28 protein-coding genes are annotated in these 26,921 nt (G+C 66.9%); 15 read left to right on the top strand and 13 right to left on the bottom strand.

From position 1 onward, the window contains the following. Nucleotides 1–202: 202 nt before the first annotated feature. The 6 genes from DL990_RS40280 to DL990_RS40255 form a co-directional block, all read right to left on the bottom strand. Nucleotides 203–970, bottom strand: coding sequence for an HpcH/HpaI aldolase/citrate lyase family protein (locus tag DL990_RS40280; RefSeq protein WP_125801801.1), 768 nt, complete (start codon nucleotides 968–970; stop codon nucleotides 203–205). After that, nucleotides 955–1,740, bottom strand: a complete 786-nt coding sequence (gene hpaH, locus DL990_RS40275; RefSeq protein ID WP_125801800.1) for a 2-oxo-hept-4-ene-1,7-dioate hydratase — start codon at nucleotides 1,738–1,740, stop codon at nucleotides 955–957. Before hpaH ends, DL990_RS40280 begins: the two co-directional genes overlap by 16 nt. A gap of 101 nt (nucleotides 1,741–1,841) precedes the next feature. After that, nucleotides 1,842–2,936, bottom strand: a complete 1,095-nt coding sequence (gene hpaD, locus DL990_RS40270; RefSeq protein ID WP_125801799.1) for a 3,4-dihydroxyphenylacetate 2,3-dioxygenase — start codon at nucleotides 2,934–2,936, stop codon at nucleotides 1,842–1,844. A 30-nt stretch (nucleotides 2,937–2,966) separates the two neighbouring features. Further along, a complete protein-coding gene (hpaE, locus tag DL990_RS40265; RefSeq protein WP_125801798.1) occupies nucleotides 2,967–4,472 on the bottom strand; it encodes a 5-carboxymethyl-2-hydroxymuconate semialdehyde dehydrogenase in 1,506 nt (501 codons plus the stop codon). A 13-nt stretch (nucleotides 4,473–4,485) separates the two neighbouring features. Further along, nucleotides 4,486–5,157 carry a GntR family transcriptional regulator gene (locus tag DL990_RS40260; protein ID WP_125782799.1) on the bottom strand — a complete coding sequence of 224 codons (672 nt, stop codon included), beginning with the start codon at nucleotides 5,155–5,157 and terminating at the stop codon, nucleotides 4,486–4,488. Then, nucleotides 5,139–6,623 carry a fumarylacetoacetate hydrolase family protein gene (locus tag DL990_RS40255; RefSeq protein ID WP_125801797.1) on the bottom strand — a complete coding sequence of 495 codons (1,485 nt, stop codon included), beginning with the start codon at nucleotides 6,621–6,623 and terminating at the stop codon, nucleotides 5,139–5,141. The genes DL990_RS40260 and DL990_RS40255 overlap by 19 nt, the downstream gene beginning before the upstream one ends. Nucleotides 6,624–6,772: 149 nt before the next feature. On the opposite strand from DL990_RS40255, the gene DL990_RS40250 reads away from it, so the two are divergent. Further along, nucleotides 6,773–8,146 (top strand): MFS transporter, encoded by a 1,374-nt coding sequence (locus DL990_RS40250; RefSeq protein ID WP_125782803.1) that lies wholly within the window; start codon nucleotides 6,773–6,775, stop codon nucleotides 8,144–8,146. An 18-nt stretch (nucleotides 8,147–8,164) separates the two neighbouring features. Here the strand turns inward: DL990_RS40250 and DL990_RS40245 are convergent, their stop codons facing one another. Continuing rightward, entirely contained in the window at nucleotides 8,165–8,854 is a 690-nt protein-coding gene (locus DL990_RS40245) for an IclR family transcriptional regulator (RefSeq protein WP_125782805.1), read from the bottom strand. A 59-nt stretch (nucleotides 8,855–8,913) separates the two neighbouring features. Between DL990_RS40245 and DL990_RS40240 the strand changes: the two genes are divergently transcribed. From DL990_RS40240 to DL990_RS40215, 6 genes are all read left to right on the top strand, one after another. Next, nucleotides 8,914–9,447, top strand: a complete 534-nt coding sequence (locus tag DL990_RS40240; RefSeq protein WP_125782807.1) for a flavin reductase family protein — start codon at nucleotides 8,914–8,916, stop codon at nucleotides 9,445–9,447. Between the two features lie 31 nt (nucleotides 9,448–9,478). Further along, nucleotides 9,479–10,939, top strand: a complete 1,461-nt coding sequence (gene hpaB / locus DL990_RS40235) for a 4-hydroxyphenylacetate 3-monooxygenase, oxygenase component (RefSeq protein ID WP_125801796.1) — start codon at nucleotides 9,479–9,481, stop codon at nucleotides 10,937–10,939. Between the two features lie 311 nt (nucleotides 10,940–11,250). Further along, nucleotides 11,251–11,964 carry an HIT domain-containing protein gene (locus DL990_RS40230; protein ID WP_125801795.1) on the top strand — a complete coding sequence of 238 codons (714 nt, stop codon included), beginning with the start codon at nucleotides 11,251–11,253 and terminating at the stop codon, nucleotides 11,962–11,964. Further along, entirely contained in the window at nucleotides 11,957–13,012 is a 1,056-nt protein-coding gene (gene thiL / locus DL990_RS40225; RefSeq protein ID WP_233620712.1) for a thiamine-phosphate kinase, read from the top strand. Before DL990_RS40230 ends, thiL begins: the two co-directional genes overlap by 8 nt. Next, nucleotides 13,009–13,776 carry a hypothetical protein gene (locus tag DL990_RS40220; protein ID WP_125801793.1) on the top strand — a complete coding sequence of 256 codons (768 nt, stop codon included), beginning with the start codon at nucleotides 13,009–13,011 and terminating at the stop codon, nucleotides 13,774–13,776. Before thiL ends, DL990_RS40220 begins: the two co-directional genes overlap by 4 nt. After that, nucleotides 13,767–14,435, top strand: coding sequence for a class I SAM-dependent methyltransferase (locus DL990_RS40215; RefSeq protein WP_125782817.1), 669 nt, complete (start codon nucleotides 13,767–13,769; stop codon nucleotides 14,433–14,435). The genes DL990_RS40220 and DL990_RS40215 overlap by 10 nt, the downstream gene beginning before the upstream one ends. Here the strand turns inward: DL990_RS40215 and DL990_RS40210 are convergent. Both DL990_RS40210 and cmk read right to left on the bottom strand, forming a co-directional pair. After that, entirely contained in the window at nucleotides 14,393–14,815 is a 423-nt protein-coding gene (locus DL990_RS40210) for an HIT family protein (protein ID WP_233598735.1), read from the bottom strand. The two genes, DL990_RS40215 and DL990_RS40210, sit on opposite strands and share 43 nt — an antisense overlap. Before the next feature lie 103 nt (nucleotides 14,816–14,918). Beyond that, entirely contained in the window at nucleotides 14,919–15,593 is a 675-nt protein-coding gene (cmk, locus tag DL990_RS40205; protein ID WP_125801792.1) for a (d)CMP kinase, read from the bottom strand. A 657-nt stretch (nucleotides 15,594–16,250) separates the two neighbouring features. Between cmk and DL990_RS40200 the strand changes: the two genes are divergently transcribed. Next, a complete protein-coding gene (locus tag DL990_RS40200; RefSeq protein WP_199746796.1) occupies nucleotides 16,251–16,682 on the top strand; it encodes a Fur family transcriptional regulator in 432 nt (143 codons plus the stop codon). Between the two features lie 33 nt (nucleotides 16,683–16,715). Further along, nucleotides 16,716–18,950, top strand: a complete 2,235-nt coding sequence (gene katG, locus DL990_RS40195; protein ID WP_125782825.1) for a catalase/peroxidase HPI — start codon at nucleotides 16,716–16,718, stop codon at nucleotides 18,948–18,950. Nucleotides 18,951–19,001: 51 nt separating this feature from the next. Here katG and DL990_RS40190 read toward each other — a convergent pair whose 3' ends face one another. Then, the gene (locus tag DL990_RS40190) at nucleotides 19,002–19,481 is read right to left on the bottom strand and encodes a DUF4383 domain-containing protein (RefSeq protein WP_125782827.1); all 480 of its coding nucleotides are present in this window, start codon (nucleotides 19,479–19,481) and stop codon (nucleotides 19,002–19,004) included. 106 nt (nucleotides 19,482–19,587) lie between these two features. Between DL990_RS40190 and DL990_RS40185 the strand changes: the two genes are divergently transcribed. After that, on the top strand, nucleotides 19,588–20,343 hold the full coding sequence (locus tag DL990_RS40185; protein WP_125782829.1) for a ZIP family metal transporter: 756 nt from the start codon (nucleotides 19,588–19,590) through the stop codon (nucleotides 20,341–20,343). Nucleotides 20,344–20,371: 28 nt separating this feature from the next. On the opposite strand, the gene DL990_RS40180 is transcribed toward DL990_RS40185, so the two are convergent. From DL990_RS40180 to DL990_RS40170, 3 genes are all read right to left on the bottom strand, one after another. Further along, the gene (locus DL990_RS40180) at nucleotides 20,372–20,827 is read right to left on the bottom strand and encodes an ester cyclase (protein ID WP_125782831.1); all 456 of its coding nucleotides are present in this window, start codon (nucleotides 20,825–20,827) and stop codon (nucleotides 20,372–20,374) included. Continuing rightward, nucleotides 20,824–21,720 (bottom strand): hypothetical protein, encoded by an 897-nt coding sequence (locus DL990_RS40175; protein ID WP_125801791.1) that lies wholly within the window; start codon nucleotides 21,718–21,720, stop codon nucleotides 20,824–20,826. Before DL990_RS40175 ends, DL990_RS40180 begins: the two co-directional genes overlap by 4 nt. Nucleotides 21,721–21,812: 92 nt before the next feature. Further along, complete coding sequence (locus tag DL990_RS40170) at nucleotides 21,813–22,823, bottom strand: hypothetical protein (RefSeq protein WP_125801790.1); 1,011 nt, start codon at nucleotides 22,821–22,823, stop codon at nucleotides 21,813–21,815. Nucleotides 22,824–23,014: 191 nt separating this feature from the next. On the opposite strand from DL990_RS40170, the gene DL990_RS40165 reads away from it, so the two are divergent. The 5 genes from DL990_RS40165 (at nucleotide 23,015) to DL990_RS40145 (ending at nucleotide 26,920) form a co-directional block, all read left to right on the top strand. Beyond that, nucleotides 23,015–24,415, top strand: a complete 1,401-nt coding sequence (locus DL990_RS40165) for a fatty acid desaturase (protein WP_125801789.1) — start codon at nucleotides 23,015–23,017, stop codon at nucleotides 24,413–24,415. Then, nucleotides 24,412–24,606 (top strand): ferredoxin, encoded by a 195-nt coding sequence (locus DL990_RS40160; RefSeq protein WP_125782839.1) that lies wholly within the window; start codon nucleotides 24,412–24,414, stop codon nucleotides 24,604–24,606. Before DL990_RS40165 ends, DL990_RS40160 begins: the two co-directional genes overlap by 4 nt. 2 nt (nucleotides 24,607–24,608) lie before the next feature. Continuing rightward, a complete protein-coding gene (locus tag DL990_RS40155; RefSeq protein WP_125801788.1) occupies nucleotides 24,609–25,817 on the top strand; it encodes an NAD(P)/FAD-dependent oxidoreductase in 1,209 nt (402 codons plus the stop codon). A 1-nt stretch (nucleotide 25,818) separates the two neighbouring features. After that, entirely contained in the window at nucleotides 25,819–26,454 is a 636-nt protein-coding gene (locus tag DL990_RS40150; RefSeq protein WP_125782843.1) for a TetR family transcriptional regulator, read from the top strand. Between the two features lie 163 nt (nucleotides 26,455–26,617). Beyond that, complete coding sequence (locus DL990_RS40145; RefSeq protein ID WP_125782845.1) at nucleotides 26,618–26,920, top strand: DUF1905 domain-containing protein; 303 nt, start codon at nucleotides 26,618–26,620, stop codon at nucleotides 26,918–26,920. The last annotated feature ends 1 nt before the right edge of the window (nucleotide 26,921 follow it).

Below are 26,921 nucleotides of genomic sequence, written 5' to 3'. Positions count from 1 at the left end.
AGGCACCTACTCGCGACCTGCGACGCCCTCATCGCACGACAGAAAGCTCACGAGCGCCACGCTGGAGCAGGCGACCCTCCCGAGCGAGGCCCACCTTCGCCTGCTTGAAGTACATGAAGGACCCCTTGAGGGACCCTGGGTCCCTCAAGGGGTCCTTCACGGAACGACGGCCCAACCTTCGACCGCAGTGAATGCGAAGACCTTAAGCCTGATGACGCCGCGCGAGCGCCTCCGAACCTTGAGCGAGCAGGGTGACATCGGCACCGACCAGCACGAACGAAGCACCGGCCTCGAGGTAGCGCTGGGCCTGTGCGGGATCGAACGCGTTGACCCCCACCGGTTTCCCCTGAGCACGGACGGCCTCGAAGGTGCTCAGCACGGCTGCTGTGACGTCGGGGTGGGTCTGCTGCCCGAGCAGACCCATCGAGGCGGCCAGATCGGACGGGCCGACGAACGCCCCGTCGACGCCGTCGACAGCGGCGATCTCGGCGGCTGCCGCGACACCTGCCGTCGACTCGATCTGGACGAACAGTGACGTGAACTCCTCGGCCTTCAGGAGGTAGTCCTCGACCCGGTTCCAGCGCGCCGACCGCGACAAAGCACTGCCGACACCGCGTACGCCACGCGGCGGATAGCGGACGGCCCGCACGACGGCCTCCGCCTCCACCGCGCTGTCGACCATGGGCACCAGCAGGTTCTGCGCGCCCAGGTCGAGCAGCTGCTTGAGCGCGACCGCGTCACCGGACGGGGCGCGCACCATCGGCGTGATGGGATACGCGGCGATCGTTTGAAGCAACGCTTGCACCGTTTCGAGTCCGGCGGGGGAGTGCTCGGTGTCGATGAGCAGCCAGTCGAGTCCGGAGCCCGCGCAGATCTCCGCGACGACCGGGCTTCCCGACGTGACCCACATGCCGATCCGCGGTCGCTCGGCCAACTGATCCCGGAACGGCGGGTCTAGACGAAGCGGCATGTGATCGCCCCCAGGTCCCGGTAGTCGGCGGTCACGGTGTCGCCGGGGTGCACCCACATCGGCCGCGTGAACGAGCCTGCCAGCACGATGTCGCCCGGATCGAGCTGGTCACCGTGCTGGGCGAGTTTGTTCGCCAGCCAGGCGACACCGTTCGCGGGATGGTTCAGCACCGCGGCGGCGACGCCGGATTCCTCGATGGTTTCGTTGCGGTACAACAGCGCCGAAACCCACCGCAGGTCGACGGCGTCCACGGCGACCGGGTTGCCGCCGTAGACCATCCCGCCCATGGCCGCGTTGTCGCTGATCGTGTCCACGATGGTCCGTCCCGCCATTTCGATGCGCGACGACAGGATCTCCAGCGCGGGCACGACGTACTCGGTCGCGCGCAGTACGTCGAACACCGTGGTGCCCGGTCCAGCGAGGGAGTCACGAAGGACGAAGGCCAGTTCGACCTCGATGCGCACGTTCGAGAACCGGCTGTGCTCGATCACGGAACCGTTCTCGAACACCATGTCCGCGAAGATGGCTCCGTAGTCGGGTTCCGTGATCCCGGTGGCGGCCTGCATGACCTTCGACGTGAGCCCGATCTTGCGCCCGACCGGACGGCGCCCCGCCGCGATGCCCCGGCGCCGCCATTCGTTCTGCACGGCGTACGAGTCCTCGACGGTCATGTCCGGATAGCGCGCTGTCAGCAGCGGGATCGTCTCCCGGGCCTCCTCCGCGGCCGCCAGTTCGTCGGCGATCGCGGTGATCTTCTCCTGTTCGAGCATGTCCCCGCCTTATTGTCTGCTGGTGAACCCGCCACTGCGATCGAGCGGGTTCACGCGTTCGGTCGCCTTTCAGATACATCCGCAGCTCCGCCAACCGGCACTCAGAGCTGGTTGCCGAGTTTGTACTCGCCCTGTTTCCAGGCCGGCAGTTCGCCTTCGTCGTCACCTTTGCGGGTGTAGGAGAAGCCGTCGGCGCCGATGGTGACTTCCAGTTCGGTTTCCTCGGTCCTCGCGGCCACCGGCTGCGGTTTGCCGTCGAGGTCGAGTACGAGGGAGGCGTCGGTGTACCAGGACGGGACCACCGGCGTGCCCCACCAGTCGCGGCGCTGGTTGTCGTGCACGTCCCAGGTGACGACCGGGTTGTCGGGGTCGCCGGTGTAGTAGTCCTGGGTGTAGATCTCGACGCGGTGCCCGTCCGGGTCGCGCAGGTACAGGTAGAACGCGTTCGAGACGCCGTGCCTGCCGGGGCCGCGTTCGATGTGGTCCGACATCCGCAGCGAGCCGAGTTTGTCGCAAATGGACAGGATGTTGTGTTTCTCGTGCGTGGCGAAGGCGACGTGGTGCATCCGCGGCCCGTCGCCGCCGGTCATCGCGGTGTCGTGCACGGTGGGCTTGCGCCGCATCCAGGCCGCGTAAGTGACGCCTTGGTCGTCTTGGATGTCTTCGGTGACACGGAAGTTGAGGTCTTCCATGTGCTTCACCGCGAGCGGGACGTCCGGGGTGACCTGGTTGAAGTGGTCGAGCCGGACCAGCGCGCCCGGAACGTGCAGGTCGTAGCGCCAGCTGAGCCTGTCGACGTGCTGCACGTCGTGGAAGAACTCGAGCGGGAAGCCGAGCGGGTCCTGCACCCGCACCGAATCGCCGATGCCTTTGGTGAACCCGCTTTCGTTGCGCTCGACCCGGCAGCCCAGTTCCGTGTAGAACGCGACGGCCTTGTCCAGGTCCTCCGGTGACCGCACCCGGTAGGAGAACGCCGCGACCGCGGCGACCGGACCCTCGCGCAGCACGAGGTTGTGATGGATGAACTCGTCGATCGTGCGGAGGCTGACCGTCGTGTCGTCCTCTTCGGTCACCGTCAGTCCGAGGATGTCGGCGTAGAAGGCGCGCGAACGCGCCAGATCGGTGACGACGAGTTCCATGTACGCGCAGCGCAGGACGTCCGGCGGCGGCGATTTCGGGGTGGGGATCGGCTTCATTGCGTCATCCTTTGTGGACGGGGAACGGGGTCAGCCCTTGCCGAAGGCGGGGTTGTGCACCTCGCCGAGATTGATGTGCACCGCCTGCTGGTCGGTGTAGAAGTCGATCGAGCGGTAACCGCCCTCGTGCCCCAGCCCGGACGCCTTGACCCCGCCGAAGGGGGTTCGCAGGTCACGGACGTTGTTCGAGTTGAGCCACACCATGCCCGCCTCGACGGACTGCGCGAAGTTGTGCGCCCGCTTGAGATCGTTGGTCCAGACGTAGGCCGCGAGCCCGTACTTCGTGTTGTTCGCGAGCTCCAGCGCCTCTTCTTCGGTGTCGAACGGCGTGATCGCGACGACCGGGCCGAAGATCTCCTCCTGGAAGATCCGGGCGTCCGGTTTGACGTCGGCGAACACCGTGGGAGCCACGTAGTTCCCGGTCGGGAAGCCATCGGGGCGGCCGCCGCCGGCGACCAGCCTGGCCTCGGTCTTCCCGATCTCGATGTACTTCATGACCTTTTCGTAGTGCTCGGGGTGCACCAGCGCGCCGACCTCGGTCTCGGGCTCGCGCGGGTGGCCCACCACGACACGTTCGGCCTGCGCGGCGTAGCGCTCGACGAACTCGTCGTAGATCGCGCGCTCGACCAGGATCCGGCTGCCCGCAGTGCAGCGTTCGCCGTTGAGGGAGAACACGCCGAAGATCGTCGCGTCGATCGCGGTCTCCAGATCGGCGTCGGCGAAGACGATGGCGGGGGACTTGCCGCCCAGCTCCATCGACAGTCCTTTGAGGAACGGCGCGGCGTTGCCGAAGATCAGGCTGCCGGTGCCGCTCTCGCCGGTGAACGAGATCAGCGGGACGTCCGGGTGCTTCACCAGCGCGTCGCCGGCGTCCTCACCGAAGCCGTTGACGAGGTTGAACACGCCCTGCGGGAGCCCGGCCTCCTCGAAGATCTCTGCCCACAGCGACGCGGAGAGCGGCGTGAACTCGGCGGGTTTGAGCACGACGGTGTTGCCGGTCGCCAGCGCGGGGGCGAGTTTCCACGACTCCAGCATGAACGGGGTGTTCCACGGCGTGATCAGTCCGGCGACACCGATCGGCTTGCGGTTGACGTAGTTGATCTGGCGGCCGGGCACCTTGTAGGTGTCGTCGGCCTGCGCGACGATCAGGTCGGCGAAGAACCGGAAGTTCTCCGCGGCCCGGCGAGCCTGCCCCAGCGCCTGTGAGATCGGCAGGCCCGAGTCGAAGCTCTCCAGTGCCGCGAGCCGCTTGTCCCGCGACTCGACGAGATCCGCGATGCGGTTCAGCACTCGGGAACGCTCGCGCGGCAGCAGCTTCGGCCAAGGGCCCTCGGTGAACGCCTTCCGTGCGGCGGCGACGGCGCGGTCGATGTCGGCCTTCTTGCCGGCGGCGGCCTGGACGTAGACCTCGTTGGTCACCGGGTCGAGTACGTCGAAAACGGCACCGTCGGCCGAGTCGGCGAGTTCGCCGCCGATGTAGTGCCGGATCCGCTCCGGGACGCCGTCCGGGATCAGCCGGGGAGTCGTGCTGGTCAAGAGTCCTCCTCAGTCAGCGTTTCGCGCGCTCTCGCGCGTCCAAAAAGGCCTGCATGGTGGCCCAGCGGTGATTGCGCGCGGCGAATTCGATGTCGAGCGGGTCGGCTTTCTCGGAGATCAGCCGGAGGATCTGTTCGTGTTCTTCGACCGACCGGTGCGCGCGGTCGGGAACGAACGCGAAGGTCGAGTCGCGCAGTCCGGACAGCCGGGTCCAGCCCTGGTGCACGAGGTCGAGGATCTGCGGGTTGGGGCAGCATTCGAACAGGAGCGAGTGGAACTGCTGGTTCAACGCGGTGAACTCGTGCGCGTCGAAGTGGTCCAGCAGCGCGATCATGCGCTCGTTCACCCGGCGGGCCCGCGCGAGGTTCTCTTCGGAGAGTTGCGGCGCGGACAGCGCGGTGGCGACCCCTTCGACCACGCCGAGGGTCTGCATCGCGTGGACGTACTCGTTCTGGTCCACCATCGCCACGCGCGCGCCGACGTTGCGCTCGAAGGTCACCAGCCGTTCGGCCTCCAGCCGCCGGATCGCCTCGCGCACCGGGACTACGCTCATGTCGAGCGCGCCGGCGATCTCGGCGAGGACGAGCCGGTAACCGGGGCCGTACTCGTGCCGGGCGATCCGCTCACGCAGCCACTCGTAGGCGAGTTCGGATTTGCTGGTCGTCTTCACTGCTTCTTCTGCCATGCCTCATACCTTTCCCGCCACAACGGGTTCAGCGGGAAGAGCCCCTCGATCGGGCGGCCCTGGCCGACCTGCTCGGCGATCCACGCGTCTTCGTGCTCCTGGACGAGCGTCGCGTCGACGACCTCCTCGGCCAGTGACGGCGGGATGACGACCACGCCGACGTCGTCGCCGACGATGATGTCGCCGGGCAGCACGGTGGCGCCGCCGCAGGCGACCGCGACGTCGGTGTCCCACGGCACGTGCTTGCGGCCGAGGACGGCCGGATGCGGGCCCTGCGAGAACACCGGAAGGCCGGTGGCGGCGACGGCCTCGAAGTCGCGGACCCCGCCGTCGGTGATCACGCCTGCCGCTCCGAGGTAGCGCGCCCGCAACGCCAGGACGTCCCCGAGTGTCCCGGAACCCTTGTCGCCGCGGGCTTCGATGACGATCACCTCGCCGTCGCCGACCGAGTCGAAGAGGCGTTTCTGTGCGTTGTAACCGCCGCCGTGGGATTTGAAGAGGTCTTCACGGTTCGGGACGAAGCGCAAGGTCCTCGCCGTGCCGACGACCTTCGAGCCGGGCAGATTGGGGCGCACGCCATCGATCGCGATGTTGTTCAGCCCGCGTTTGCGCAGCTGGGCGGACAAGCCCGCGACAGGCGCGCGCAGCAGTTTGGCGCGCAGGGCTTCGCTGAGCGCCTGCGTTTCCTGTTCCGGTGACTCCTCTGCGGGAGTGCCCCAAGCCTCGGCACGCTGCTTGTCGTCGACCTCGGGCAGGCTGCCGATGTCCGAAAAGGACCGGATCCCCTGGGTGACCGTGGTGTGCAGCCGTCCGCTGCTGGCGGAGGTGCCGGGGACGTCCACTTCGACCACGACGACGTCGCCGGGGGAGACCACCGTCGATCCCGCGGGGGTGCCGGTGAGGATGACGTCGCCCGGTTCGAGCGTGAAGTGCTGGGAGAGGTCGGAAACGAACTGTCGCAACGGGAACAGCAGTCCGGCCGTGGTGTCCTCCTGCACCAGGTCGCCGTTCACCCAGGTGCGGATGCGCAGCGACGAGGGATCGATGTCGCGCGCGTCGATGAGGCCGGGACCGAGCGGGGTGTAGCCGTCACCGCCCTTGGACCGGACGTTGGAGCCCTTGTCCGCCGCGCGCAGGTCGTAGAGGCCGAAGTCGTTCGCGGCGGTGACCGCGGCGACGTGGTGCCACGCCTTGTCGGGCTTGACCCACCGGGCCGTGGTGCCGATGACCAGCGCGATCTCGCCCTCGAAGGCCAGCAGCTCGGTCCCCGCGGGACGTTCGACGGTGCCGCCTGACGTACCGATCGAACTCGACGGCTTGAAGAAGTACGACGGGGTCGCCGGATGCCGCCCGCGCTGTGCGGCCCGTGACGTGTAGCTGAGATGGACGGCGATGATCTTGCCCGGCCGGGTGTCCAGCGGACCGGACGCGCGGCCGGAAGGCGCTGATGCCTCGTAAGTGCCCATGTTCCCCTGAATCCTCGACCCTTGCTTCGTATCTAATAACGTATATGATTCCGTGCCACAGTGGCAAGGCGGGCACCGAGTGGCCTTCGCCTCGCCCGGGGATCCCAGCGGGCCGCCACTCGCGTCAGGCCTATGTCAAAGGAGTCAAGGTGTCGAATCCAGCGCAGGATGAACGCACGCCCGGCCGGACCGTCCCACCGTCTTCCGATCGACGTCGGGTCGCCTTCGCGACCGTCGTCGGCACCACGGTCGAGTGGTACGACTTCTTCGTTTACGCGTCCGCCGCCGGTCTCGTCTTCGGCAAGCTGTTCTTCTCCGGCCTCGGCGCGAACAGCACCCTCGTTTCCTTCGCCACGGTGGGCGTGAGCTTCCTGTTCCGCCCGCTCGGCGCCTTCCTCGCCGGACACTTCGGGGACAAGTACGGCCGTCGCGTGGTCCTGGTGCTCACCCTGATCCTGATGGGTGTCGCGACCACGCTGATCGGCGTGCTCCCGACCTTCGACCAGATCGGTGTCGCCGCGCCGGTGCTGCTGATCCTGCTGCGGATCCTGCAGGGCGTTTCGGCGGGCGGTGAATGGGGCGGTGCCGTCCTGATGGCCGTCGAGCACGCGCCGTCGAAGCGCCGGGGACTTTTCGGTGCCTCGCCGCAGATCGGCGTCCCGCTCGGCCTGCTGCTGGCTTCCGGTGTCCTGGCGCTGACCAGTCTGCTCGTCCCCGGCCAGGCGTTCCTCGACTGGGGCTGGCGGATCCCGTTCCTGCTCAGTGTCGGGCTGATCCTGGTCGGCCACTACGTGCGGCGTCGTGTCGAGGAGAGCCCGGTCTTCCGTGAGATCGCCGAACGCCGCGAGCAGACCCGGACCCCGATCATCCAGCTGTTCCGCAAGCACTCCGTGCTCGTCCTGGTGGCCGCGCTGGTGTTCGCGGGCAACAACGCCGTCGGCTACATGACCACCGGCGGCTACATCCAGAACTACGCGACCAATCCGAAGGGCCCGATCGGCCTCGATCGCGGGCCGGTGCTGTGGGCGGTGACCGCGTCTGCGGCGACCTGGCTGCTCTCGACGTGGGCGGCGGGCGCGGTCTCCGACCGGATCGGCAGGCGTCGCACGTATGTGCTGGGCTGGATCGCGCAACTTGCCGGCGTCGCGGTGCTCTTTCCCTTGGTGGACACCGGGAACATCGTGTTGCTGGCGCTCGGGTTGATCATCCTCAGCGTCGGGCTCGGGTTCACCTACGGCCAGCAGGCGGCGTTCTACGCGGAGCTGTTCCCCGCCTCGATCCGGTTCTCCGGCGTTTCGATCTCCTACGCGCTCGGCGCGATCCTCGGTGGCGCTTTCGCGCCGACGATCGCCACCGCTCTGGTCGGCGCGACCGGCACGTCGGTGTCCGTGGCCGTCTACCTGGCCGGGATGACCGTCGTCGGCCTCATCGCCACTTTGCTGCTGCGGGACCGGTCGGGGATCCCGCTCGGACCGGACCATGAGGCCGAGCAGGCGGTGAGCCCGCTCCGATTCGGCAAGTGATCAGGTCGTCCGTGACGCTCACCCGCCTAGAGCGTCACGGACGGCCTTCGCCGCCGCCTTGAGCCGCTCCGCGAGCTCGGCGGGGGCCCGTGTGCTCGACAGATAGACGACGGCGAGTGCCGCCGGGTTGTGGCCGCGAAGGGGGAGAGGCACCGCCACCGAGCTGAGGTTCTCGATCACTTCGCCATGGCTGTCCGCGTAGCCGCGGGCGGCCACTTCCCGTACCTCCTCGGGCCACTCTTCCGACGGCAGCTGGGAAAGAATCGCGCGGCCGGGGGCGCCCGCGGTGAACGGATGCCTGGACCCCGGGCGCTGCGCGACGGACGCGACGGCGTGCCGGGGTTCCACGCTGACCAGGGTCACGCATTCCTCGCGGTCCATCACCGTCACGAAACACGTCATGCCGAGTTCGTTCGCGACCGCGGTCAATTCGGGCAGCGCGGCGGCCTGCAGGTCGTGCTTGATCCCCGCCGCGAGCGCGGCCAGACGCGTACCGAGTTCGAATTTCCCCGCGGGTTCCCGCGTGAGAAGCCCGTGGTCTTCGAGCGTCCGGATGAGCCGGTACGCGATCGACCGATGGACGCCGAGGCGTTCGGCGATCTGGTCGACGCTGAGCGCTTCTTGGGCGTCGGCAAGGACTTCGAGCACGCGGATGCCACGGCTGAGCGTCTGGGATGTGCTCGCGGTCTTGCGGGAGTCCGAAACCATCGTATACGATCCATTTCGATAGTTGAACTGGCTGTTCGATTATAGAACAGGAACAGACGATGATGTCACGCGAAACCAGTTTCTCGCCGGGTTCGAGCCTGTATCGGCCGCCCGCGCAGTTCTTCCGCGGCTGTCTCGGCCGCTTCGCGACGGGTGTCGCGGTGGTGACCTTCGACGCCGCGACGAAACGGCACGGTCTGACGGTGAACTCCTTCACCGCGGTCTCGATGGATCCGCCGCTCGTGCTCGTCTCGATCCAGCGCACGGTCAAAAGTCACGACCTGCTGGCAGACCGCCCGTTCGCGGTCAACGTCCTGGGCGCAGAACAGGAGGCGCTCGCGATGAACTTCGCCGGCCGTCCGACTCCCGAAGGCGCGCCGACCTGGGTCGAAGGCGGACACGCGCCGCGACTCGGCGGCGTCCTCAGCTGGTTCGACTGCACGCCGTGGGCCGCGTACGACGGCGGCGACCACACCCTGTTCCTCGGCGAAGTGCAGGAGTTCGACTATCGCTCCGGCAACGCGCTCGGCTTCGTCAACGGGCAGTTCTCGACCATCCACGAATCCGCGCAAGGCCACGAATCCCTGTTCTGACAACGACGTCCACCCCGAGAAGGAGCACGACATGGGAGCCCGTACCGGACAGCAGTACCTCGACAAGCTCAACGGGATGACGCCGGAGTTGTACGTCGACGGCGAGAAGGTGACCTCGAAGGTCGCCGAACACCCGGCGTTCCGCAACAACGCGCTGACCTACGCGAAGCTGTTCGACCTCCAGCACGACCCGGCGCACCGTGACGTCCTGACCTACGAATCGCCGACCACGGGGGAGCGCGTCGGAACGTCGTTCCTGGTGCCTCGCACCGAAGAAGACCTCAAGCTACGCCGCGCCGCCTTCTCCGTGTGGGCGCAGTACTCCAACGGTTTCCTCGGCCGCACCGGCGACTACATGAACTCGTCGCTCACCGCGCTGTCGACCGCGAAGAAGTTCTTTTCCCAGGCCGATCCCGTCTTCGGCGAGCGCATCGAGAAGTACTACGAGATGGCGCGCGAGAACGACCTCCTCGCGACGCACACCCTGATCCCGCCGCAGGTCAACCGTTCGGTGTCGGGGAGTCAGCAGGGTGGCGGCAACCTGTCGGCGAAGGTGGTCGAAGAGCGGGAGGACGGCATCGTCGTCCGCGGCGCCCGGATGCTCGCCACCATCGCGCCGATCGCGGACGAACTCCTGGTGTTCCCGTCGACAGTTCTGCGCGGCACCCCGGAGGACGCACCGTACTCCTACGCTTTCGCCGTCCCGAACGACGCACCCGGGCTGAAGTACTTCTGCCGCGCCGGACTCGACCACGGCCGCTCGCGTTTCGACGAGCCGCTCGCCTCGCGGTTCGAGGAGATGGACGCGGTCGTGGTGTTCGACGACGTCTTCGTCCCGAACGAGCGGGTCTTCCTGCTGGGGCATCCGGAACTGTGCAACGCGTGGTATTCCGAGACCGGCGCCGGCGCGCTCATGACCCACCAGGTCGTCACGCGCACGCTGGCGAAGACGGAGTTCTACCTCGGCCTCGCCAGTGAGATCGCCGCCGCGATCGGCATCGGCGGCTTCCAGCACATCCAGCAGGACCTGTCGGAGCTGATTTCCTATGTCGAGATCGAGAAGGCCGTGCTGCGCGCGGCGGAGGCCGACGGGAAACTCAGCGAGGATGGCGTCTTCCTGCCCAAATGGGAGGTCCTCAACGCCGCCCGGAACTGGTACCCCACCAAGGTCTCGCCGCGGCTGACCGAGATCATCCGCAAGTTCTCCGCGTCCGGCCTCATGGCTCTGCCGGGTGAAGCGGACTTCGAGGCGGAAGGCCGCCCCGACATCGACACCTACCTCCAGTCGGCCACACTGCCCGCGAAGGACCGCGCGCGGCTGTTCAAGCTCGCGTTCGACGCGTCGGTCTCGAGCTTCGCCGGGCGTGAGTCGCTGTACGAGTACTTCTTCTTCGGCGACCCGGTGCGGATGGCGGGGGCCCAGGTGAACGCGTACCCGCGGGAGGCGCTGCAGGAACGGGTCCGGGAACTGCTGGCGCGAGGAGGCCGGTGAGTGCGGATTTCGCCGATGAATGGATATTCGTGCGCGATTTCGTTGAGATCGCCGTAAATGTGAGCGGATCGCGATAGCGGAAAGCGTCCGTCGCCCACCGGGTGGCGGGCGCTTTTCGTGCGATCGGGTGAGTGGCCAGGTATCGGCCATGATGTGTCCTGCTTTTGTCCAAAGTTCGCGTTCACGAATCCGTGATCAGGTTACGACGTTCGAGTTAACCTCCGCATTGACCGTTCAAGTCCGCCATATCCGTGCGCAAAAATCCAGGATGGTCCGATCGACGGAGACCAGGCGAGGCGGCAGGGGGCGACATGATCGAAACCATGCAGTGCGCGGGTGCGGATTTCTGTGAAGAGCTTTCAGGTGCTGGCGACACCTCCTTCGCTCGTTTCTACGAAGGTGACCCACCGTCCCGGCTAATATATTCAACAGAAAATTTGACCCTGCTGGCAGATATGTCACCGCTCGTCCTCGGGCATCTCCTACTCCTTCCGTCGAACCACTACATGTCGTTCGCTCAGGTACTTTCCCTCCATGAGGCGGAGGTGTCAGGCTTTCTCGCCGAGATCGTGCCGCTGTATCGCGAGGCCTTCGGTGAGCCGCTGATTCTGGAGCACGGGTCGAGTGCCGGACAGGAGAGCCACGCCTGTATCACGCACGCGCATCTGCACTTTCTCCCCATCGATGGGGACGCCGTGGACGATCATCTCATCGCGGACGCCCTCGCCTACCGGGATCTGGGCTCTCTCGGGGAACTCGCGCTCTCGCCGTGGCCGTCTTCAGCCTATTTCCTCCGCGTGTACCGGGAAAGGGTCCGGGTCTATCGGCCGACGGGGGAGCAGAAAAGGCAGTATCTGCGTTCGGTCGCCGGCGCCGTGCTGGCGATCGAGGACCCGGAATGGGATTACGCGGTGGTGATGCGGAAGGGGGAGCTTCGCCGGACCATGCGAATGGTGGACTACTGGCCGGGAAAATTGAGTGGCAACGTCACGACCGTCGATGCGGAGCTGTCCTGTGGTGAGTGAGAAATTCTCGGACGAACCGACCAGACTGGCACAGACGATCGTTCCGTTGTTCGCTCGCCAGGCAGGTGCGTTCGCTCCGGTTTCGTTTCCGGACGGCGGCCGCGTGGAGCTGACCACGGGAGCCGATGCGCAAGACGACTGCGCGGTCTTCCGGCTGGCCGGGAGCCATGACCTCGTGGTGGGCACCGACTACGTCCGTGGCCCCAAATTCAGGCTGTACGAGATGGGGCACCTGGACGAATACGACCTGGGGTACTACCTGGTCGCGGCGAACTTGAGCGATATCGCTGCGATGGGCGCGAAGCCGATCGGGCTACTTTCGGTCGTACGGTACCCGGCCGAAATGGACGACGTCCTGTTCGGCCTCGTCATGCGAGGCATCCGTGACGCGTGTGCCGCGTTCGGTTGCTTCAACGTGGGTGGTGACATCGGTGGCGCGGAACGTCTGATCCTCTCCGCCTCGGCCCTGGGGGTTTGCCCGGCAGGCAAGGCGTTGTTGCGGTCCGGCGCGAAACCCGGCGACGCCGTATGCCTCACGGCCCCGACCGGCCTCGCCGGGGCCGCGATGGCGTATCTGCGCTCCGGCGTCCCGGACCTGGTCATCGACAGCCTGCTTCCCTCGTTGCTCGTTAACTGGAAGCGGCCGGTGGCCAGGGTGGGCGAGGGACTCGTGCTCGGGGCCAGCGGAGTGGTTACGAGCTGCCAGGACACCTCGGACGGCCTGAAGGCCACCTTGCTGGGCATCGCCGAGTCGAGTGGCGTCGGAATCGACGTCGACGAGCGGTCCATTCCCGTCCCCAAAGCGGTGGCCGCCGTCGCTGCCCATGTGAACGTGGAGCCGTTGAGCCTGGTCATGGGGGATTCGGTCGATTTCGAGCTCGTCTTCACCATATCTCCAGGCCAGGTAGACGATCTCGCCGAAGCGTTGAGCTTCCACAGGATCGGGGTGGTCACCGAGAAGCGCGAGGTGGTGCTGACCGGTGAGAACGGCGAGCGTACGGACCTTCCAGGCAAGGCGTGGCGGCACCAGGGCGACGGAAAGGCATGAGCCGGAAGACGGCCAAGGCCGCGGACAAGGCGATTCTGCTGACGGCGACCCTGTTCCTGGCGGGCAAGGCCTACAACGTACCTTCAAAGCTCTTCTGGGATGACCTCCTGACCGGCCGCCCTTACCTGTTGCTGGTCGTTCTCGTCGTGGCCGGTGTTTTCGGCGCTTTCACACCCTTCGAAAGCTGGCAGCGACGCTCCTTTGTGGACCGGAACGTCATGATGCGTCGCCGTGTCCTGTCCACGTTCGGCAGACTGCTCGATATCAGTGCGAAAATCGATCCGCCACTGGACACCGGCGATCTGGCGCTCCATGTGTGGCGGAAGACGCGCACGCTGCGACATCCGGTACAAGGTGTGCTGAAACGACTTTCCTCCTATCGGATGTCATCCTTTCCAGCGACGCGGAGCTTTGCCCCGGCGCGAGGCATCGGGGCTGTGGGATTGTGCTGGCAACACGATCGTGAGGTGCGGTTCGACGTCGCGCCCTTGGTGGAGCACCTCACCGACCCGGCGAAATACGAAGACCACGTCACAAGGTACGGACCGGAATCGGTGATGAACCTGACGTGGGAGGAGTTCCAGGCCCTCCGGCATCGAACGGCGCTCTTCGTCACGCCGATCAGGAGCGGGCGCAACAAGTTCGTCGGCTGCGTGAGCGTCGACGCCGGCCGGGGTTACGACGTGCTCAACAGGCGGGAGTTGCTCGAGGAGATGACGAACCTGGGCATGGCCATCGGCCGTGAGGACTTCGAATGCACCTGAACGACGAAGACTTGCGTGCCCTCGTGTCACGTAACCGCTCGGCCTACGACGAGAGCGCCGCCGCCTTCATCCGGGCCACGGACACACTCGACAAATTTCCCGGTCTCGACCGTGAGTTGAATCGGTTCTTCGAGTCCTTGCCGGGTGCTCTCGTACTGGACCTCGGCAGTGGCGCCGGCCGCGATTCCGAGTACCTGATCGAGCGAGGTACGGCCGTCGTCGCGACCGACCTCAGCGAAGAGTTGCTCCGGCACACCCGGTGTCGGTGTGCGGTCTTCGGCGCGGTGCAGTGCGATCTCCAGGCCCTGCCGTTCGCCGCCGGAGTGTTCGACGGCGTCTGGGCGTGTGCGAGCGTCCTGCATCTCCCGAGCGAGGTACATCCTCACGTCTTCTCCGAGCTCCATCGAGTGCTCGCGCCCCGCGGTGTCACCGCGATCAGCCTCAAGGAAGGGGAAGGCGAAGGATGGATGCGAAGCGCGCATATGTCATCCTCGCGCTGGTTCTCGTTACGCAGGCCCGAAGCCGTTGTGGCTGAGCTGGCCGCTTCCGGCTTCGTATCGGTCCGGGTCTTGCCGAGCGGGCGTGGCAACTGGTTCGTGGTGGAGGCGCGGAAGGCTCAAGCAAGCCATTCGTCGGGATTGGTCCCCGGCAGGACGTGACGGATACCGCCTCGAGGGTCCGGCACGTCGCCCTCGTAGCGTGGGATCAGGTGGATGTGCAGGTGGTCGATCGTCCTGCCCGCGGCCTGCCCCTCGTTCACGCCGATGGTGTATCCGTCCGGTTGGAACTGTTCTTCGATCTTGTGCCATGCCCGCTTGATCAGGGCATAGACTTCGGCGTGCTCACTCGCTGTGAGAGCGAAGTAGGACTCCACATGTCTTTTCGGGACAACTTCGACATGCCCCTTTGCCGCCGGGAAGTTGTCCCAGCGGACATAGATCTCGCGTCCTTCGAACAGTACGTCATTGACCGAGGCGTCATCGAAATGGCAGAAGAGACATTCGGCTGTCACCGGTTCGGCTTCGTTTTCCTTCGCCATCGCCGGTCTCATAACCCGATACTCCTCGTCATTGATCGATCACTTGAAGTCATACTCGTGGTCAACTTAGCTTCGTCGCAGACAAAGCAGAAGCGTACTCGCACTATCGGTTGATCTCTAAGCCTCTGTTACGACACGCCGACGACATGCGGTTCAGCACCTGCACGAGCGTGAGTTCGGAGGTGTCGATTCTGATGGCGTCCTCCGCGGCGACCAGCGGTGACGACGTTCGGGACATATCGGCGGCATCTCGGCGGATCACGTCACTGAGAACGTTCTCGTAAGAGGCTGCCCGCTCTTGACGTACTCGCCGCATCGCCCTGATTTCGGGCCTGGCGGTCAAGTAGAACTTCACGGTGGCCGCGGGAAAGATGGCGGTGCCGATGTCTCGTCCTTCGATGACGCACCGTGTCTGTGCTCTGGCCCAAAGCCTGATGAGGCTGGTGACACGCTGGCGGACCTCCGCGATCTTGGCCACGGTCGAGACGGCGACGTTGACGGGGGCCGCGCGTAGTTTGTCCGGCGCGTAGCGCTCGGAAGTCAGTAGGCCCACCGAACGACTCTCCGTTATCAAGTCGTCACACAGTCCGGTGATCTTCCCGGCGTTGTCGACCGGAATTTCCCGTTGAAGTGCTTCGAAAGCGATGATGCGGTAAGTCCTGCCGCTTTCGAGATAGCGAAGGTCGAATGATCTCGCCAGTTCAAGGCAGGTGGTGGTCTTGCCCGCCGCCGCAGGACCATCCACCGCCACGACGACGTTGAAGCCTTGTTCGGGCATGATTATTCCTTGACGGTGTGCGCTGGATGAGGCCGGACTGTGGGGAGCAGGGCGCAGACGCTACCACGGGGGAAGTGAGTCGTGGTCACGTGTGCGTGTGGCCCCGGAGCAGCGGATCTGCGGGGAATCATGCTCTGCCAACGAATTGTGGGTCCTGGCCGAGAGGCGTGTGCGGGTCGGCCGGCGACGCTCCGGCGTGCTCACTCACTCGTCCAGGTGTCCTGTGATGCCACTTTTGTGTTGATGTGCACCAAAAGCCTCTGGTGACAGTGGGGGTTCCTTGCCTCGGGAGCAAGTTTCGTTCGATTTTCGCACCTTCGTGTGGTCATCGCTACGCGGTCCAGACCAGTGACCGGAGGCGCTTCGTGGATATCGAAAATCGTCGATCAATGCGTTTTCGGCCAGTTGTTTGTCCGGAGTGAAATTCTTGAAGAGAATCTGTAACGAAAGCCACAAAAGCGGCGTCGATATGGGTAACCGCCCTTGCCGTGCCGGGCGGCCGAATCGTCCCAATGGCCTCAAACTCACCGTCACGGCGCGTGAAGGGCTCGGGGCGCTCGGTCTTCGTGTCCTCGGTGCGTGCGGACTTGGGGCAGGAGAGACACGCCCGGGATGCAAGAACTTGATTCATTCCAGAAAATGGGCCAGACTGCGCTCGTGCCCACGACCCCGGAGTTCGAGCGGATGCTGCGCGGGGCCGCCCTGCGCGTGACGCGTCCGAGGGTGGCCGTGCTGACAGCGGTCCGCGACCACCCGCACGCCGACACCGACTCGATCATCGGTGCCGTGCGTTCCGAGCTGGGAGAGGTCTCTCACCAGGCCATCTACGACGTGTTGCGGGCACTGACCGCCGCGGGTCTCGTCCGGCGGATCCAGCCGTCGGGATCCGTGGCACGCTATGAGTCCCGGGTCGGGGACAACCACCACCACGTCGTGTGCCGATCATGTGGAGCCATCGCCGACGTCGACTGCGCCGTCGGTCCCGCCCCCTGTTTGACCGCGTCGAACGATCAAGGCTTTCTGATCGAAGAGGCCGAGGTCATCTACTGGGGCCGGTGCCCCGACTGTGCGATCGAACCCCGTTCCTGAACCCCGCTAGTTCTGATTCCCGGAAGGATCCCCGTGTCTGACAGCCCGGACGCCGTCGTCGGCGAAATGAACGAAGAGAGCGCGGGCGGCTGCCCCGTCTCGTCGGGCCGCCGCAATCACCCCACCGAAGGCGCGGGCAACCGCGACTGGTGGCCGAACCAGCTCAACCTGAAGATCCTCCGGAAGCACTCCGCCGCTTCCGACCCGATGGACGCCGGGTTCGACTACGCCGCCGAGTTCAAGACCCTCGACCTCGACGAGCTCGCCAAGGACGTCGACGCCGTCCTCACGACTTCGCAGGACTGGTGGCCCGCGGACTTCGGGCACTACGGCGGCTTCATGATCCGCATGGCGTGGCACAGCGCGGGCACGTACCGGATCGAGGACGGCCGCGGCGGCGCAGGCGCGGGCATGCAGCGCTTCGCCCCGCTCAACAGCTGGCCGGACAACGGCAACCTGGACAAGGCCCGCCGTCTGCTGTGGCCGGTCAAGAAGAAGTACGGCCGCAAGATCTCGTGGGCCGACCTGATGATCTTCACCGGCAACCGAGCCCTGGAGACCATGGGCTTCAACACCTTCGGCTTCGCCGGTGGCCGCGCGGACGTGTGGGAGCCGGACGAGGACGTGTACTGGGGTCCCGAGCGCACGTGGCTCGGCGACGAGCGCTACACCGGTGACCGTCAGCTCGAGGGCCCGCTGGCCGCCGTGCAGATGGGTCTCATCTACGTGAACCCGGAAGGCCCGAACGGCAACCCGGACCCGCTGGCCGCCGCCCGCGACATCCGCGAGACCTTCGGCCGCATGGCGATGAACGACGAGGAGACCGTCGCGCTGATCGCCGGCGGGCACACCTTCGGCAAGACCCACGGCGCGGCGGACCCGGACAAGTACGTCGGTGCCGAGCCCGAGGGCGCTTCGATCGAGGAACAGGGCCTCGGCTGGAAGAACACCTTCGGCAGCGGTAAGGGCCGGGACGCGATCACCAGTGGCCTCGAGGTCACCTGGACGCCGACCCCGACCCAGTGGAGCAACTGGTTCTTCCACAACCTGTTCGAGTACGACTGGGAGCTGACCAAGAGCCCGGCGGGCGCCCACCAGTGGACGCCGAAGGACGGCAAGGCGAAGAACACCGTGCCGGACCCCGAGGACGGCAAGCTCAACCGCGCGCCCGGCATGCTCACCACCGACCTGGCGCTGCGTTTCGACCCGGTCTACGAGCAGATCTCGCGCCGGTTCTACGAGAACCCGGACCAGTTCGCGGACGCCTTCGCCCGCGCCTGGTTCAAGCTGACCCACCGCGACATGGGCCCGGTCCAGCGCTACCTCGGCCCGCTGGTGCCGCAGGAGACGCTGATCTGGCAGGACCCGGTGCCCGCCGTCGACCACGAGCTGATCGACGACGCGGACATCGCCTCCCTCAAGGAGAAGCTGCTCGCTTCGGGGCTGTCGGTCTCGCAGCTGGTCTCCACCGCGTGGGCGTCGGCCTCGACCTTCCGCGGCAGCGACAAGCGCGGCGGCGCGAACGGTGCCCGCATCCGGCTCGAGCCCCAGCGTGACTGGGAGGTCAACGACCCGCAGACGCTGGGTCAGGTCCTGCGGACCCTGGAAGGGGTCCAGGAGGCGTTCAACAGCGCCCAGACCGGTGGCAAGAAGGTCTCGCTGGCCGACCTGATCGTGCTCGGTGGCGTCGCCGCCGTCGAGCAGGCCGCCAAGGACGGCGGCGTCGAGGTCGACGTGCCGTTCACCCCGGGCCGCACCGACGCGACGCCGGAGCAGACCGACGTCGAGTCGTTCGCCCCGTTGGAGCCGACCGTCGACGGCTTCCGCAACTACCGCGGCAAGGGCCACCGTCTCCCGACGGAGTACCTGCTCCTCGACCGCGCGAACCTGCTGAACCTGAGCGCGCCCGAGCTGACCGTCCTCGTCGGCGGCCTGCGTGTGCTCGGCGCCAACGCCCAGCAGTCCCCGCACGGCGTGTTCACCCGGAAGGTGGGGTCACTGACCAACGACTTCTTCGTGAACCTGCTCGACATGGGCGTCCAGTGGACCGCCACGTCCGCTGACGCGGAGACCTTCGAAGGCCGCGCCTGGGCGACCGGCGAGGTCAAGTGGACCGGCAGCCGTGCCGACCTCGTGTTCGGGTCGAACTCCGAGCTTCGCGCGGTGGCGGAGGTCTACGCCAGCGACGACGCCAAGGAGAAGTTCGTCCGCGACTTCGTGTCGGCGTGGGACAAGGTCATGAACCTCGACCGCTACGACCTGGTCTGAGCCTGACCCGAGCGTCCGGGCCCGTCGCTTCCGCGGCGGGCCCGGACGTTTTCATTGGTGCTGTATATCGGGCTCCGGGTAGTCGCCCGCCTTGCGTTCGAGCGCGGTCGTGAGGAGACCCAGCGCGATCATGCCGAGGCCGAGGCCCAGATGCAGCCAGTTGTCGGCGACGTTGAACGGCAGGAAGTTCCCCGGGCTGCTCTGCGGGATCACCAGTCCGATGATCCACAGGAGCAGATAGCTCCCGCCGCCGACCATCAGGAAGACACGGGAAGCGGAGCGTTTGCGGGCGGCGAGCACACCCACCACGCCGAACAGCAGATGCACCAGGTTGTGCAGGATCGACACGGCGAAGACACCGAACAGGCGGGCTTCGGAATGGTGCCCGGCGAACTCCAGCCCCTCGTAGCCGGTCGTGATACCTGGGATGAAACCGAGCACGCCGACCGCGAGAAAGGCCACGGCGACGATCAGGGCGGCCACCTGCGGCGGATGCCGTCGGCTGTCGCGTGTCACGCCTTCTTGTTCCATACCGGTCGAGTACCCCGCGTTCTCCGGGGCAATCCTCCCGCCGCGCGTCCGGCCACCAGGTCGGACAGACTGAGCGACGGGTTTCGGAATGCTAGGAGGAGATCGGGTGCCGGAACTACTGGCCGCGGGCGGCTGGGGCCTACTGGCCGGGTCGGCCTTGCTGCTCGGCGCGGTGGCGGGCTTCCTGGTCCGGATCCCGGGCAAGGCCGTGGCCGGTGTGATGGCCTTCGGCAGCGGCGTGCTGATCTCCGCCGTCTCCTTCGAACTGATCGCCGAGGCGCACGAAAAAGGCGGTTTCCTGCCGACCGCGCTCGGCGCTCTCGGCGGTGCGCTCGTCTATACCCTCGCCAACGTCGCGCTAGCCCGGCGAGGCGCCCGCCATCGCAAACGCTCCGGTGACCAGCAGCCGTCCGAAACCGAGCAAGCGGGCTCCGGGACCGCCATCGCGCTCGGTGCCCTGCTGGACGGCGTCCCCGAATCGATGGTGATCGGCACGAGCCTGCTCGGCGGCGGAAGCGTCAGTGTCGTGACCGTGGCCGCCGTGTTCATCAGCAACGTTCCGGAAGGGCTGTCCAGCGCCGCGGGGATGAAGCGGGCGGGCCGGAGTCGGCGCTACGTTTTCCTCCTGTGGAGTGGTATCGCCGTGATCAGCGGTGTGGCGGCCATGCTCGGCTACGGCGTTCTCGGTGGTGCTTCCGGTGCCACCCTGGCGGTGATCACCGCGATTGCCGGCGGGGCGATCCTCGCCATGATCGCCGACACGATGATCCCCGAGGCCTTCGACGACGCGCAGCTGTGGACCGGGCTGATCACGGTCGCCGGTTTCCTCACCGCGTTCGGCCTTTCGCACGTCGGCGGCTGAGCCAGGGTGGCCCCGGACGTCACCTGGTTCAGACTTCGCCCGACGCCAGCAGGGTCAGCAGTTCGGCGTGCCCGGCCTGGGTGATCAGGCTGGCGGCGTCGAAGTAGATGCGCTCGTTGGTGATCCGGTCCTCGTCGAAGAAGAACACCGCGATGATCGGCACCCGGAACGCCTTGCCGGTGGGCGGACGGCCGTAGAACTCGCCGAGGTTGGTGCCGAGCAGGTCGAACTCGACGATGACCGACTCGTCGGCGAAGTGGTACCGGACGTTGTCGTGCCGCTGGTCCGGGAAGGCCGTCCGGGTCATGCGGTAGTACGCCATGACCTCTTCGTCGCCGTCGAAGATCTGCCCCGTCGCCATGATCTCGTAGTGCGGATGGCCGTCGAAGGTGCCCAGTGTGCGCTCGAACTCGTGGGCCACCTCGGTGTCCATATGCTCTTCGATGATCTTGTGGCGGCGTTCACGCAGGTCTTCGCTGATCACTGGTCCTCCGGGTCGTTCCTGGTCGAGATCCGGAGCCTACCGCCCGCGGCCTCGTCGTCGGTTCCGTAGAGCAGGCTGCCGCACGAGCGCGAAAGGCAGGTCATGGCCTCGATCTTGTGCCCGGGGAAGTCGCCGATCTTCGCCGGGACGGGGGAGAGGGCGATCGAGCCGTCGGAGCGGAGGACGCCCGCGTCGTACACGGCCGAGTCGAACGGGCCCTCGTCTCCGGGATCGGAGGCGGCCGAGACCAGGACGCGGTCGTCCGCGGTGATCTCGACGTCCGAGGTGTGCCGGACGTCGGCGACCGGGTACGGGACCCGGAACGGGATCGACTTCGGCTTCTTGAAGGACAGCTTCGAGACGGAGAACTCCGCGGAGTAGAGCGTGGCGGGCCGGGCATCCTGACCGCGGTCCGCCCAGATCGCGAACAATCGGTCATTCACCTTTTTCAGCGCGAAACCCTCGTAATTGTCGTCCGGGTCTCCTTCGGGGGCCTGGAAAGCGCCGAGCACTTTCAGTCGCCGGTCTTTCAGCTTGATGTGGAAACCTTTTCCGTCGCTGGCGAGCGCAATGAATTCGCCTGCTTTTCCCGGCACGCCTTCCGCCGCTTCCAGATCGACCGGGGGTTCGCCGGGCCAGTCGATCGAGTACACTTTGGACACTTTGCCGTGCTCGAGCCGAACCTGAACGGCCCGATTCTCGCCGGATTTCTTGTTGTCCCGCAGGACGAGCGCGTCGATGCGGTCGCCGTCGCGGGCGAGGACGGCGACGCCGCTGGCGCCGGAGGTCATCCCGGTGCCGATGGATTCCCAGCCGTCGCCCGCGAGTGCGGCGGACGGCAGGAGCAGGGGGATGGCCAACGCCGGAAGAATCGCCAGGGAGATGAATTTCATGCCGACAAACTAGTTCAGGAACGGGCCGGGAGAAAGGCCGGAATCGATGCACTCCATTCCGACGCGGATCCGCGCCGGAATGGAGTGGTTGCTCAGCCGCAGGAGAGGGTGCCGGCGCGGAGCGCGTGACCGCCTTCGTTCCCGTCGTCCGCCCAGACCACCTGCTTGCTCCCCGACGCGCAGGCGGCCGCGATGGCGAAGCCTTCGTTGTTGTAGTCCGGCATCCCGCTCGGACGGTCGTACGTGGCGGTCACGGCGAACTTGCCCTGCGCGCCGACGGCGAGCGTCGTCGAGGCGCCGCCGCAATTGTTGTCGCAGACCGCCCACAGCTTGCCGGTCGAAGCCTCGTACTCGAGCTCCATGATGGAGTCGAGCCCGCTCGCGAAGCTCGCGACGCGGGTGTACTTGCCGCCCGCCTGGTCGAGCGCGTAGGCGTAGATCATCCCGTTGCTCTCCAGGCCGACGAGGTAGAGGCCGGTGCCATGACCGGGGTAGCTGCCCGGGTTGTACGGCGCCTTCGTGCGCTCGTCCACGAATCCCTTTGCGGTGAGGGCGCTGTCCGGGACCCACGAGACGGCTTCGAGGCCGTCGTTGGCCGAAACCTTCGGCAGATCCGCGGTCAGATCCCATTCGGCCTTGGCGGTGAGGGTCTTGGCCGAGCCGGAGACGTCGTATCGGAGCACCTTGAGCGCGCTCGTCTTGCTGTTGTCGCCGTCCCGTTCGGTGGCCGCGACCACGCCGTCCGGGGTGGCCACGACCGCTTCGGCGTCCGGATCTCCCTTGCCGCCGCGGTAGCGCAGCGCCTTGCCCGACGACCAGCCGTTGGCGGTGTCCGGCTGCCACTTCGTGCCGTTGCGCACGAGGCGGTACAGCGTGCCGGGCCCGTTCTTCACCGCCCAGAGGACGTCGGGTCCGCCGAAGGACAGGCCGCTCATGTTGCCGCCGAGGACGTTCGAGCCGTCGGCGTTCGCGACGGCGGAAGCGCCCGGCCAGGGGCTGCTCGCCGCGGTGCTCGCGGTGGCGGTCGTGGCGGGCAGCGCCAGCAGGGCCGCGGCGACGGCGGTCACGGCGGCGGGTCGGATCCGACGAGATGATCGGGGCATTCGCGCTCCTTCGGGGCGGACGAAGTGGGTCGCGGCGTGTTTCACAAGTTAAGTAAGTTTCCTTACGAACACAAGATATCGCCAAGTTCTCACCAAATGAAGCAACGGTGGATTTACAAAAGGTGACCACTTGTCAAACCTGGTGTACATCACCTAAAGTTTTGTAAACCCAGCCAACGGAGGAGGGTGCGATGAGCGAGATGACGGGCACGATCCCGGCGGGCTCGACCGAACGGTGGACCGACCGCAAGCGATACCTGTGGCTGATCGGCCTGGTCGTCCCCTCGCTCGCGTTCCTGGCCATCGGTCTGCACGCGGCCACCGGCTGGGGTGTGTGGTTCTGGATCGGGCCGATCGTGATCCTGGTGATCGTGCCGCTGATCGACCTGCTGGCCGGGCTGGACCGCGGTAATCCGCCTGATGACGTGATCGAACGGTTGGAGCGGGACCGCTATTACCGGTGGATCACCTTCGCGTTCCTGCCGATCCAGTACGCGGGTTTCGTGGTCGCGTTCTGGCTGATCGCCCGCGGTGACCTGTCCGTCGCGGACAAGATCGGCCTGGCGATCTCGATCGGCTGCATCGGTGGCATCGGCATCAACACCGCACACGAACTGGGGCACAAGAAGGAAAGCCACGAACGCTGGCTGTCGAAGATCGCGCTGGCGCAGAGCTTCTACGGCCACTTCTACATCGAGCACAACCGCGGCCACCACGTCCGCGTGGCGACCCCGGAGGACCCGGCCAGCAGCCGCGTGGGGGAGAGCTTCTACCGGTTCTGGCCGCGCACGGTGTTCGGCTCGCTGAAATCGGCGTGGGGCCTTGAGCGCAAGCGGTACGCCCGGCGCGACCGGCATCCGTTCCGGATCGGCAACGACGTGCTCAACGCCTGGCTGATGTCGGCCGTGCTGTGGGCGGCGATGACCGTGTGGCTGGGCCCGGGAATCCTGCCGTACCTGGCGATCCAGGCCGTGATCGGCTTCTCGCTGCTGGAGGTCGTGAACTACATGGAGCACTACGGCATGCGGCGGCAGAAGGTCGGCCCGCCGAACCGGCGACGCTACGAACGGGTGGATCCCAGCCACAGCTGGAATTCCAACAACATCGCCACGAACGTCCTGCTCTACCACCTGCAGCGGCACAGCGACCACCACGCCAACCCGACCCGCCGCTACCAGACACTGCGCGATTTCGCGGAATCGCCGGTCTTGCCGACGGGCTACGCCGGGATGATCGTGCTGGCACTGGTCCCGCCGGTGTGGCGGCGCGTGATGGATCCGCGCGTGCTCGCGCATTTCGACGGCGACATCGCCCGCGCCAACATCCAGCCGTCGAAACGGGCCAAGATCCTGGCGCGCCACGGAACGCGCGTCACCGCGCCGTCCCGGGTCGTCACCGACACGCACGGCGACGCGACCGAAGGCGGGATGTGCCCCGGCTGCGGTTACGTCTACGACGAGAAACTCGGCGACCCGCGTGAGGGTTTCCCCGCCGGAACGCCGTGGTCGGGGATCCCCGATTCGTGGTGCTGCCCGGACTGCGGCGTGCGGGAGAAGGTCGATTTCGTGGCACCGGGAAGGGTCGGAGCATGATGAAGATCGAGGCGGACCGCGCGAAATGCGACGGGCTGGGCATGTGCGAGGCGATGGCGCCCGACTTCTTCGAGGTCGGCGACGACGGCACGGTCGTCGTGCTCGACGAACGGCCCGGTGAGGAATACCGGCAGGACCTGTCGGCCGCCGTCGACGCCTGCCCTGTCCTCGCCCTGAAACTGCGGGACTGATCATGGCGCTGGTCGTCGTGGGAGCCTCGCTGGCCGGACTGCGCGCGGTGGAGGCCGCGCGCCGGGACGGGTACCGCGGGCGGATCGTGCTGATCGGCGCGGAGGACCACCCGCCGTACGACCGGCTCCCGCTGTCGAAAGCATTCCTCGACGCGGAAGGCCCCGGGCGGATCGAGCCGTTCCACGGTGAGGCTGCGCTGCGCGACGAATTCGGCGTCGAACTGATGCTCGGCGCCCCCGCGGACGGGCTCGACACCACCACTCGCGAGGTGTCGGTGGCGGGGACCACGGTTCCCTACGACGCGCTGGTGATCGCGACCGGCGCCACCGCGCGGCGGCTGCCCGGAAGCGAGGGAATCACCGGGGTCCACACGCTGAGGACCGCCGAGGACGCCCTGGCCGTCCGCGCCGCGCTCGACCGCGGGGCGCGCACGGTCGTGATCGGGGCCGGTTTCATCGGTTCGGAAGTCGCCGCCGCGGCCAGGAAACGCGGGCTGCCCGCGACGATCGTCGAAGCGCTCGATGTCCCGCTCACCCGGTCCGTCGGGGCAGAGGCGGGCGCCGTCTGCGCTTCGCTCCACCGAGAGGCGGGTACGGAACTGCGGCTGTCCACGACGGTCACCGGCCTGGAATCCGACGGCGGCGTGGTGACCGGCGTCCGGCTCGCGACCGGCGAGGTGCTGCCCGCGGACCTGGTGGTCGCCGGCATCGGCGTCGTCCCGGCCACCGGCTGGCTCGCCGGGAGTGGCGTCCCGCTGCACGAGCGCGACGGCGGCGTGGTGTGCGATGCCACGCTCGCGACCGGCGCCCCCGGCGTGTACGCCGCCGGGGACGTCGCACACGCCTCGAATCCGTTGTTCGACGGCGAACTGATGCGGCTGGAACACTGGACGAACGCCGCGGAGCAGGGAGCCGCGGCCGCTCGTCACGCGCTCGCCCCGGAGTCGGCCCGTGCGCTGGCGCCGGTGCCGTACTTCTGGTCGGACTGGTACGACCACCGGATCCAATTCGTCGGCACGCCACGTGCGGACGAGGTGGTGACCGCCGTTCCGGCTTCCGGCGGGTTCACCGCGCTGTACCGGCGCGGGGACCGGATCGTCGGCGCGCTGACGATCGACCGGCCGCGCGAGATCATGAAGTACCGGCGCCACATCGCCGGGCGGGCCCCGTGGCCGGAGGCGCTGGCGTTCGCCGCGGAATCGGCGGCCTAGAATGACGATCATGAGCGAGGCGCCCTCAGTCGCGGTCACGGGTGGCCCGTACCGTCAGCCGATCGTCGAGTCGGCGATCGAGCTGACCGTGCGTTCCGGCTGGTCCTCGGTGACGATGAGCAAACTCGCGGAGGTCGTCGGCGTGAGCCGTCAGACCGTCTACAACGAACTCGGCTCGAAGTCCCAGCTGGCCGAAGCGATGATCTCGCACGAACTCGCGCGGTTCCTCACGGTCGTCCGGGACGCCTTCGAACGGCACCCCGACGACCTCGTCGAGGCGATCCACGACGCCGTCCGCGGCGTCCTCGAACTCGCGGACGACAACCTCCTGCTGCGAGCCATCGTCTCGGCAACGCACGGCGCCGACACCGAGTTGCTGCCGCTGCTGACGTCGCGGGCCGGAAGCCTCCTCGGCGAAGCGACGGTCATGCTGCGCGGCCGTGTTCGCGCCTACGGTCCGCCGCTGGATGCGGAGCAGCTGGATGTGGCGATCGACGTCGTGGTCCGGACCGTGCTGAGCCACATCATGCAGCCGTCGGACACTCCGGCACGTACGGCCGACGCGCTGGCTTGGATGGCGTCGCGCGTGCTCGGCGCTACGACGACCCGGTCGCTGCGGCATCCTTCGCAGGGCTAGACCGCGGTTTCCGCTGGGCTCGAACGGGCGTTGCCGATGCGCTGACCTGAACGCGACGATGGAGGATTCGGGACGTTGAGTGTCCCGAATCCTCCCCACTCGACCTACGCGACCACCTCATGACCGCGCGGAAACTGTCGGTCCCGTATGCGAAGCTCCACCGATGATCGTCGTATTCGATGCCGAACTCTGGGTCTGGGACGCCCGCCGCGAGGAGACCTGGACCTTCGTGAGCCTGCCCGAGGACATCTCCGAGGAGATCCGCGAGATCACCGACGGCCCCCGCCGCGGGTTCGGGGCGGTCCGGGTCCAGGTCGGTATCGGCGGCAGCAAATGGAAGACGTCGATCTTCCCGGACGCCAAGCGTGGCGCCTACGTGCTGCCGGTCAAGAAGGCGGTCCGCAAGGCCGAAGGGATCGAGGAGGGAGATGTAGCGAAGGTGACTGTCGAGCTGATCGACCTCTGAT

It is taken from the genome of Amycolatopsis sp. WAC 01416 (assembly GCF_003947485.1).
GTDB lineage: Bacteria > Actinomycetota > Actinomycetes > Mycobacteriales > Pseudonocardiaceae > Amycolatopsis.
Note: the sequence above shows the minus strand (reverse complement) of the source record. Positions and strands in the feature narration are given on the sequence as shown.

Bases quoted from the DNA above. Each gene is read 5' to 3' on its own strand.
- DL990_RS40260 (WP_125782799.1), bottom strand. From the start codon at position 5,157: ATGGCAGAAGAAGCAGTGAAGACGACCAGCAAATCCGAACTCGCCTAC.
- DL990_RS40215 (WP_125782817.1), top strand. From the start codon at position 13,767: ATGCACCTGAACGACGAAGACTTGCGTGCCCTCGTGTCACGTAACCGC.
- DL990_RS40230 (WP_125801795.1), top strand. From the start codon at position 11,251: ATGATCGAAACCATGCAGTGCGCGGGTGCGGATTTCTGTGAAGAGCTT.
- DL990_RS40160 (WP_125782839.1), top strand. From the start codon at position 24,412: ATGATGAAGATCGAGGCGGACCGCGCGAAATGCGACGGGCTGGGCATG.
- DL990_RS40150 (WP_125782843.1), top strand. From the start codon at position 25,819: ATGACGATCATGAGCGAGGCGCCCTCAGTCGCGGTCACGGGTGGCCCG.
- DL990_RS40255 (WP_125801797.1), bottom strand. From the start codon at position 6,623: ATGGGCACTTACGAGGCATCAGCGCCTTCCGGCCGCGCGTCCGGTCCG.
- DL990_RS40145 (WP_125782845.1), top strand. From the start codon at position 26,618: ATGATCGTCGTATTCGATGCCGAACTCTGGGTCTGGGACGCCCGCCGC.
- DL990_RS40240 (WP_125782807.1), top strand. From the start codon at position 8,914: ATGATGTCACGCGAAACCAGTTTCTCGCCGGGTTCGAGCCTGTATCGG.
- DL990_RS40245 (WP_125782805.1), bottom strand. From the start codon at position 8,854: ATGGTTTCGGACTCCCGCAAGACCGCGAGCACATCCCAGACGCTCAGC.
- DL990_RS40165 (WP_125801789.1), top strand. From the start codon at position 23,015: ATGAGCGAGATGACGGGCACGATCCCGGCGGGCTCGACCGAACGGTGG.
- DL990_RS40190 (WP_125782827.1), bottom strand. From the start codon at position 19,481: ATGGAACAAGAAGGCGTGACACGCGACAGCCGACGGCATCCGCCGCAG.
- hpaH (WP_125801800.1), bottom strand. From the start codon at position 1,740: ATGCTCGAACAGGAGAAGATCACCGCGATCGCCGACGAACTGGCGGCC.
- hpaB (WP_125801796.1), top strand. From the start codon at position 9,479: ATGGGAGCCCGTACCGGACAGCAGTACCTCGACAAGCTCAACGGGATG.
- cmk (WP_125801792.1), bottom strand. From the start codon at position 15,593: ATGCCCGAACAAGGCTTCAACGTCGTCGTGGCGGTGGATGGTCCTGCG.
- DL990_RS40220 (WP_125801793.1), top strand. From the start codon at position 13,009: ATGAGCCGGAAGACGGCCAAGGCCGCGGACAAGGCGATTCTGCTGACG.
- DL990_RS40175 (WP_125801791.1), bottom strand. From the start codon at position 21,720: ATGAAATTCATCTCCCTGGCGATTCTTCCGGCGTTGGCCATCCCCCTG.
- DL990_RS40280 (WP_125801801.1), bottom strand. From the start codon at position 970: ATGCCGCTTCGTCTAGACCCGCCGTTCCGGGATCAGTTGGCCGAGCGA.
- DL990_RS40155 (WP_125801788.1), top strand. From the start codon at position 24,609: ATGGCGCTGGTCGTCGTGGGAGCCTCGCTGGCCGGACTGCGCGCGGTG.
- hpaD (WP_125801799.1), bottom strand. From the start codon at position 2,936: ATGAAGCCGATCCCCACCCCGAAATCGCCGCCGCCGGACGTCCTGCGC.
- DL990_RS40210 (WP_233598735.1), bottom strand. From the start codon at position 14,815: ATGGCGAAGGAAAACGAAGCCGAACCGGTGACAGCCGAATGTCTCTTC.
- DL990_RS40170 (WP_125801790.1), bottom strand. From the start codon at position 22,823: ATGCCCCGATCATCTCGTCGGATCCGACCCGCCGCCGTGACCGCCGTC.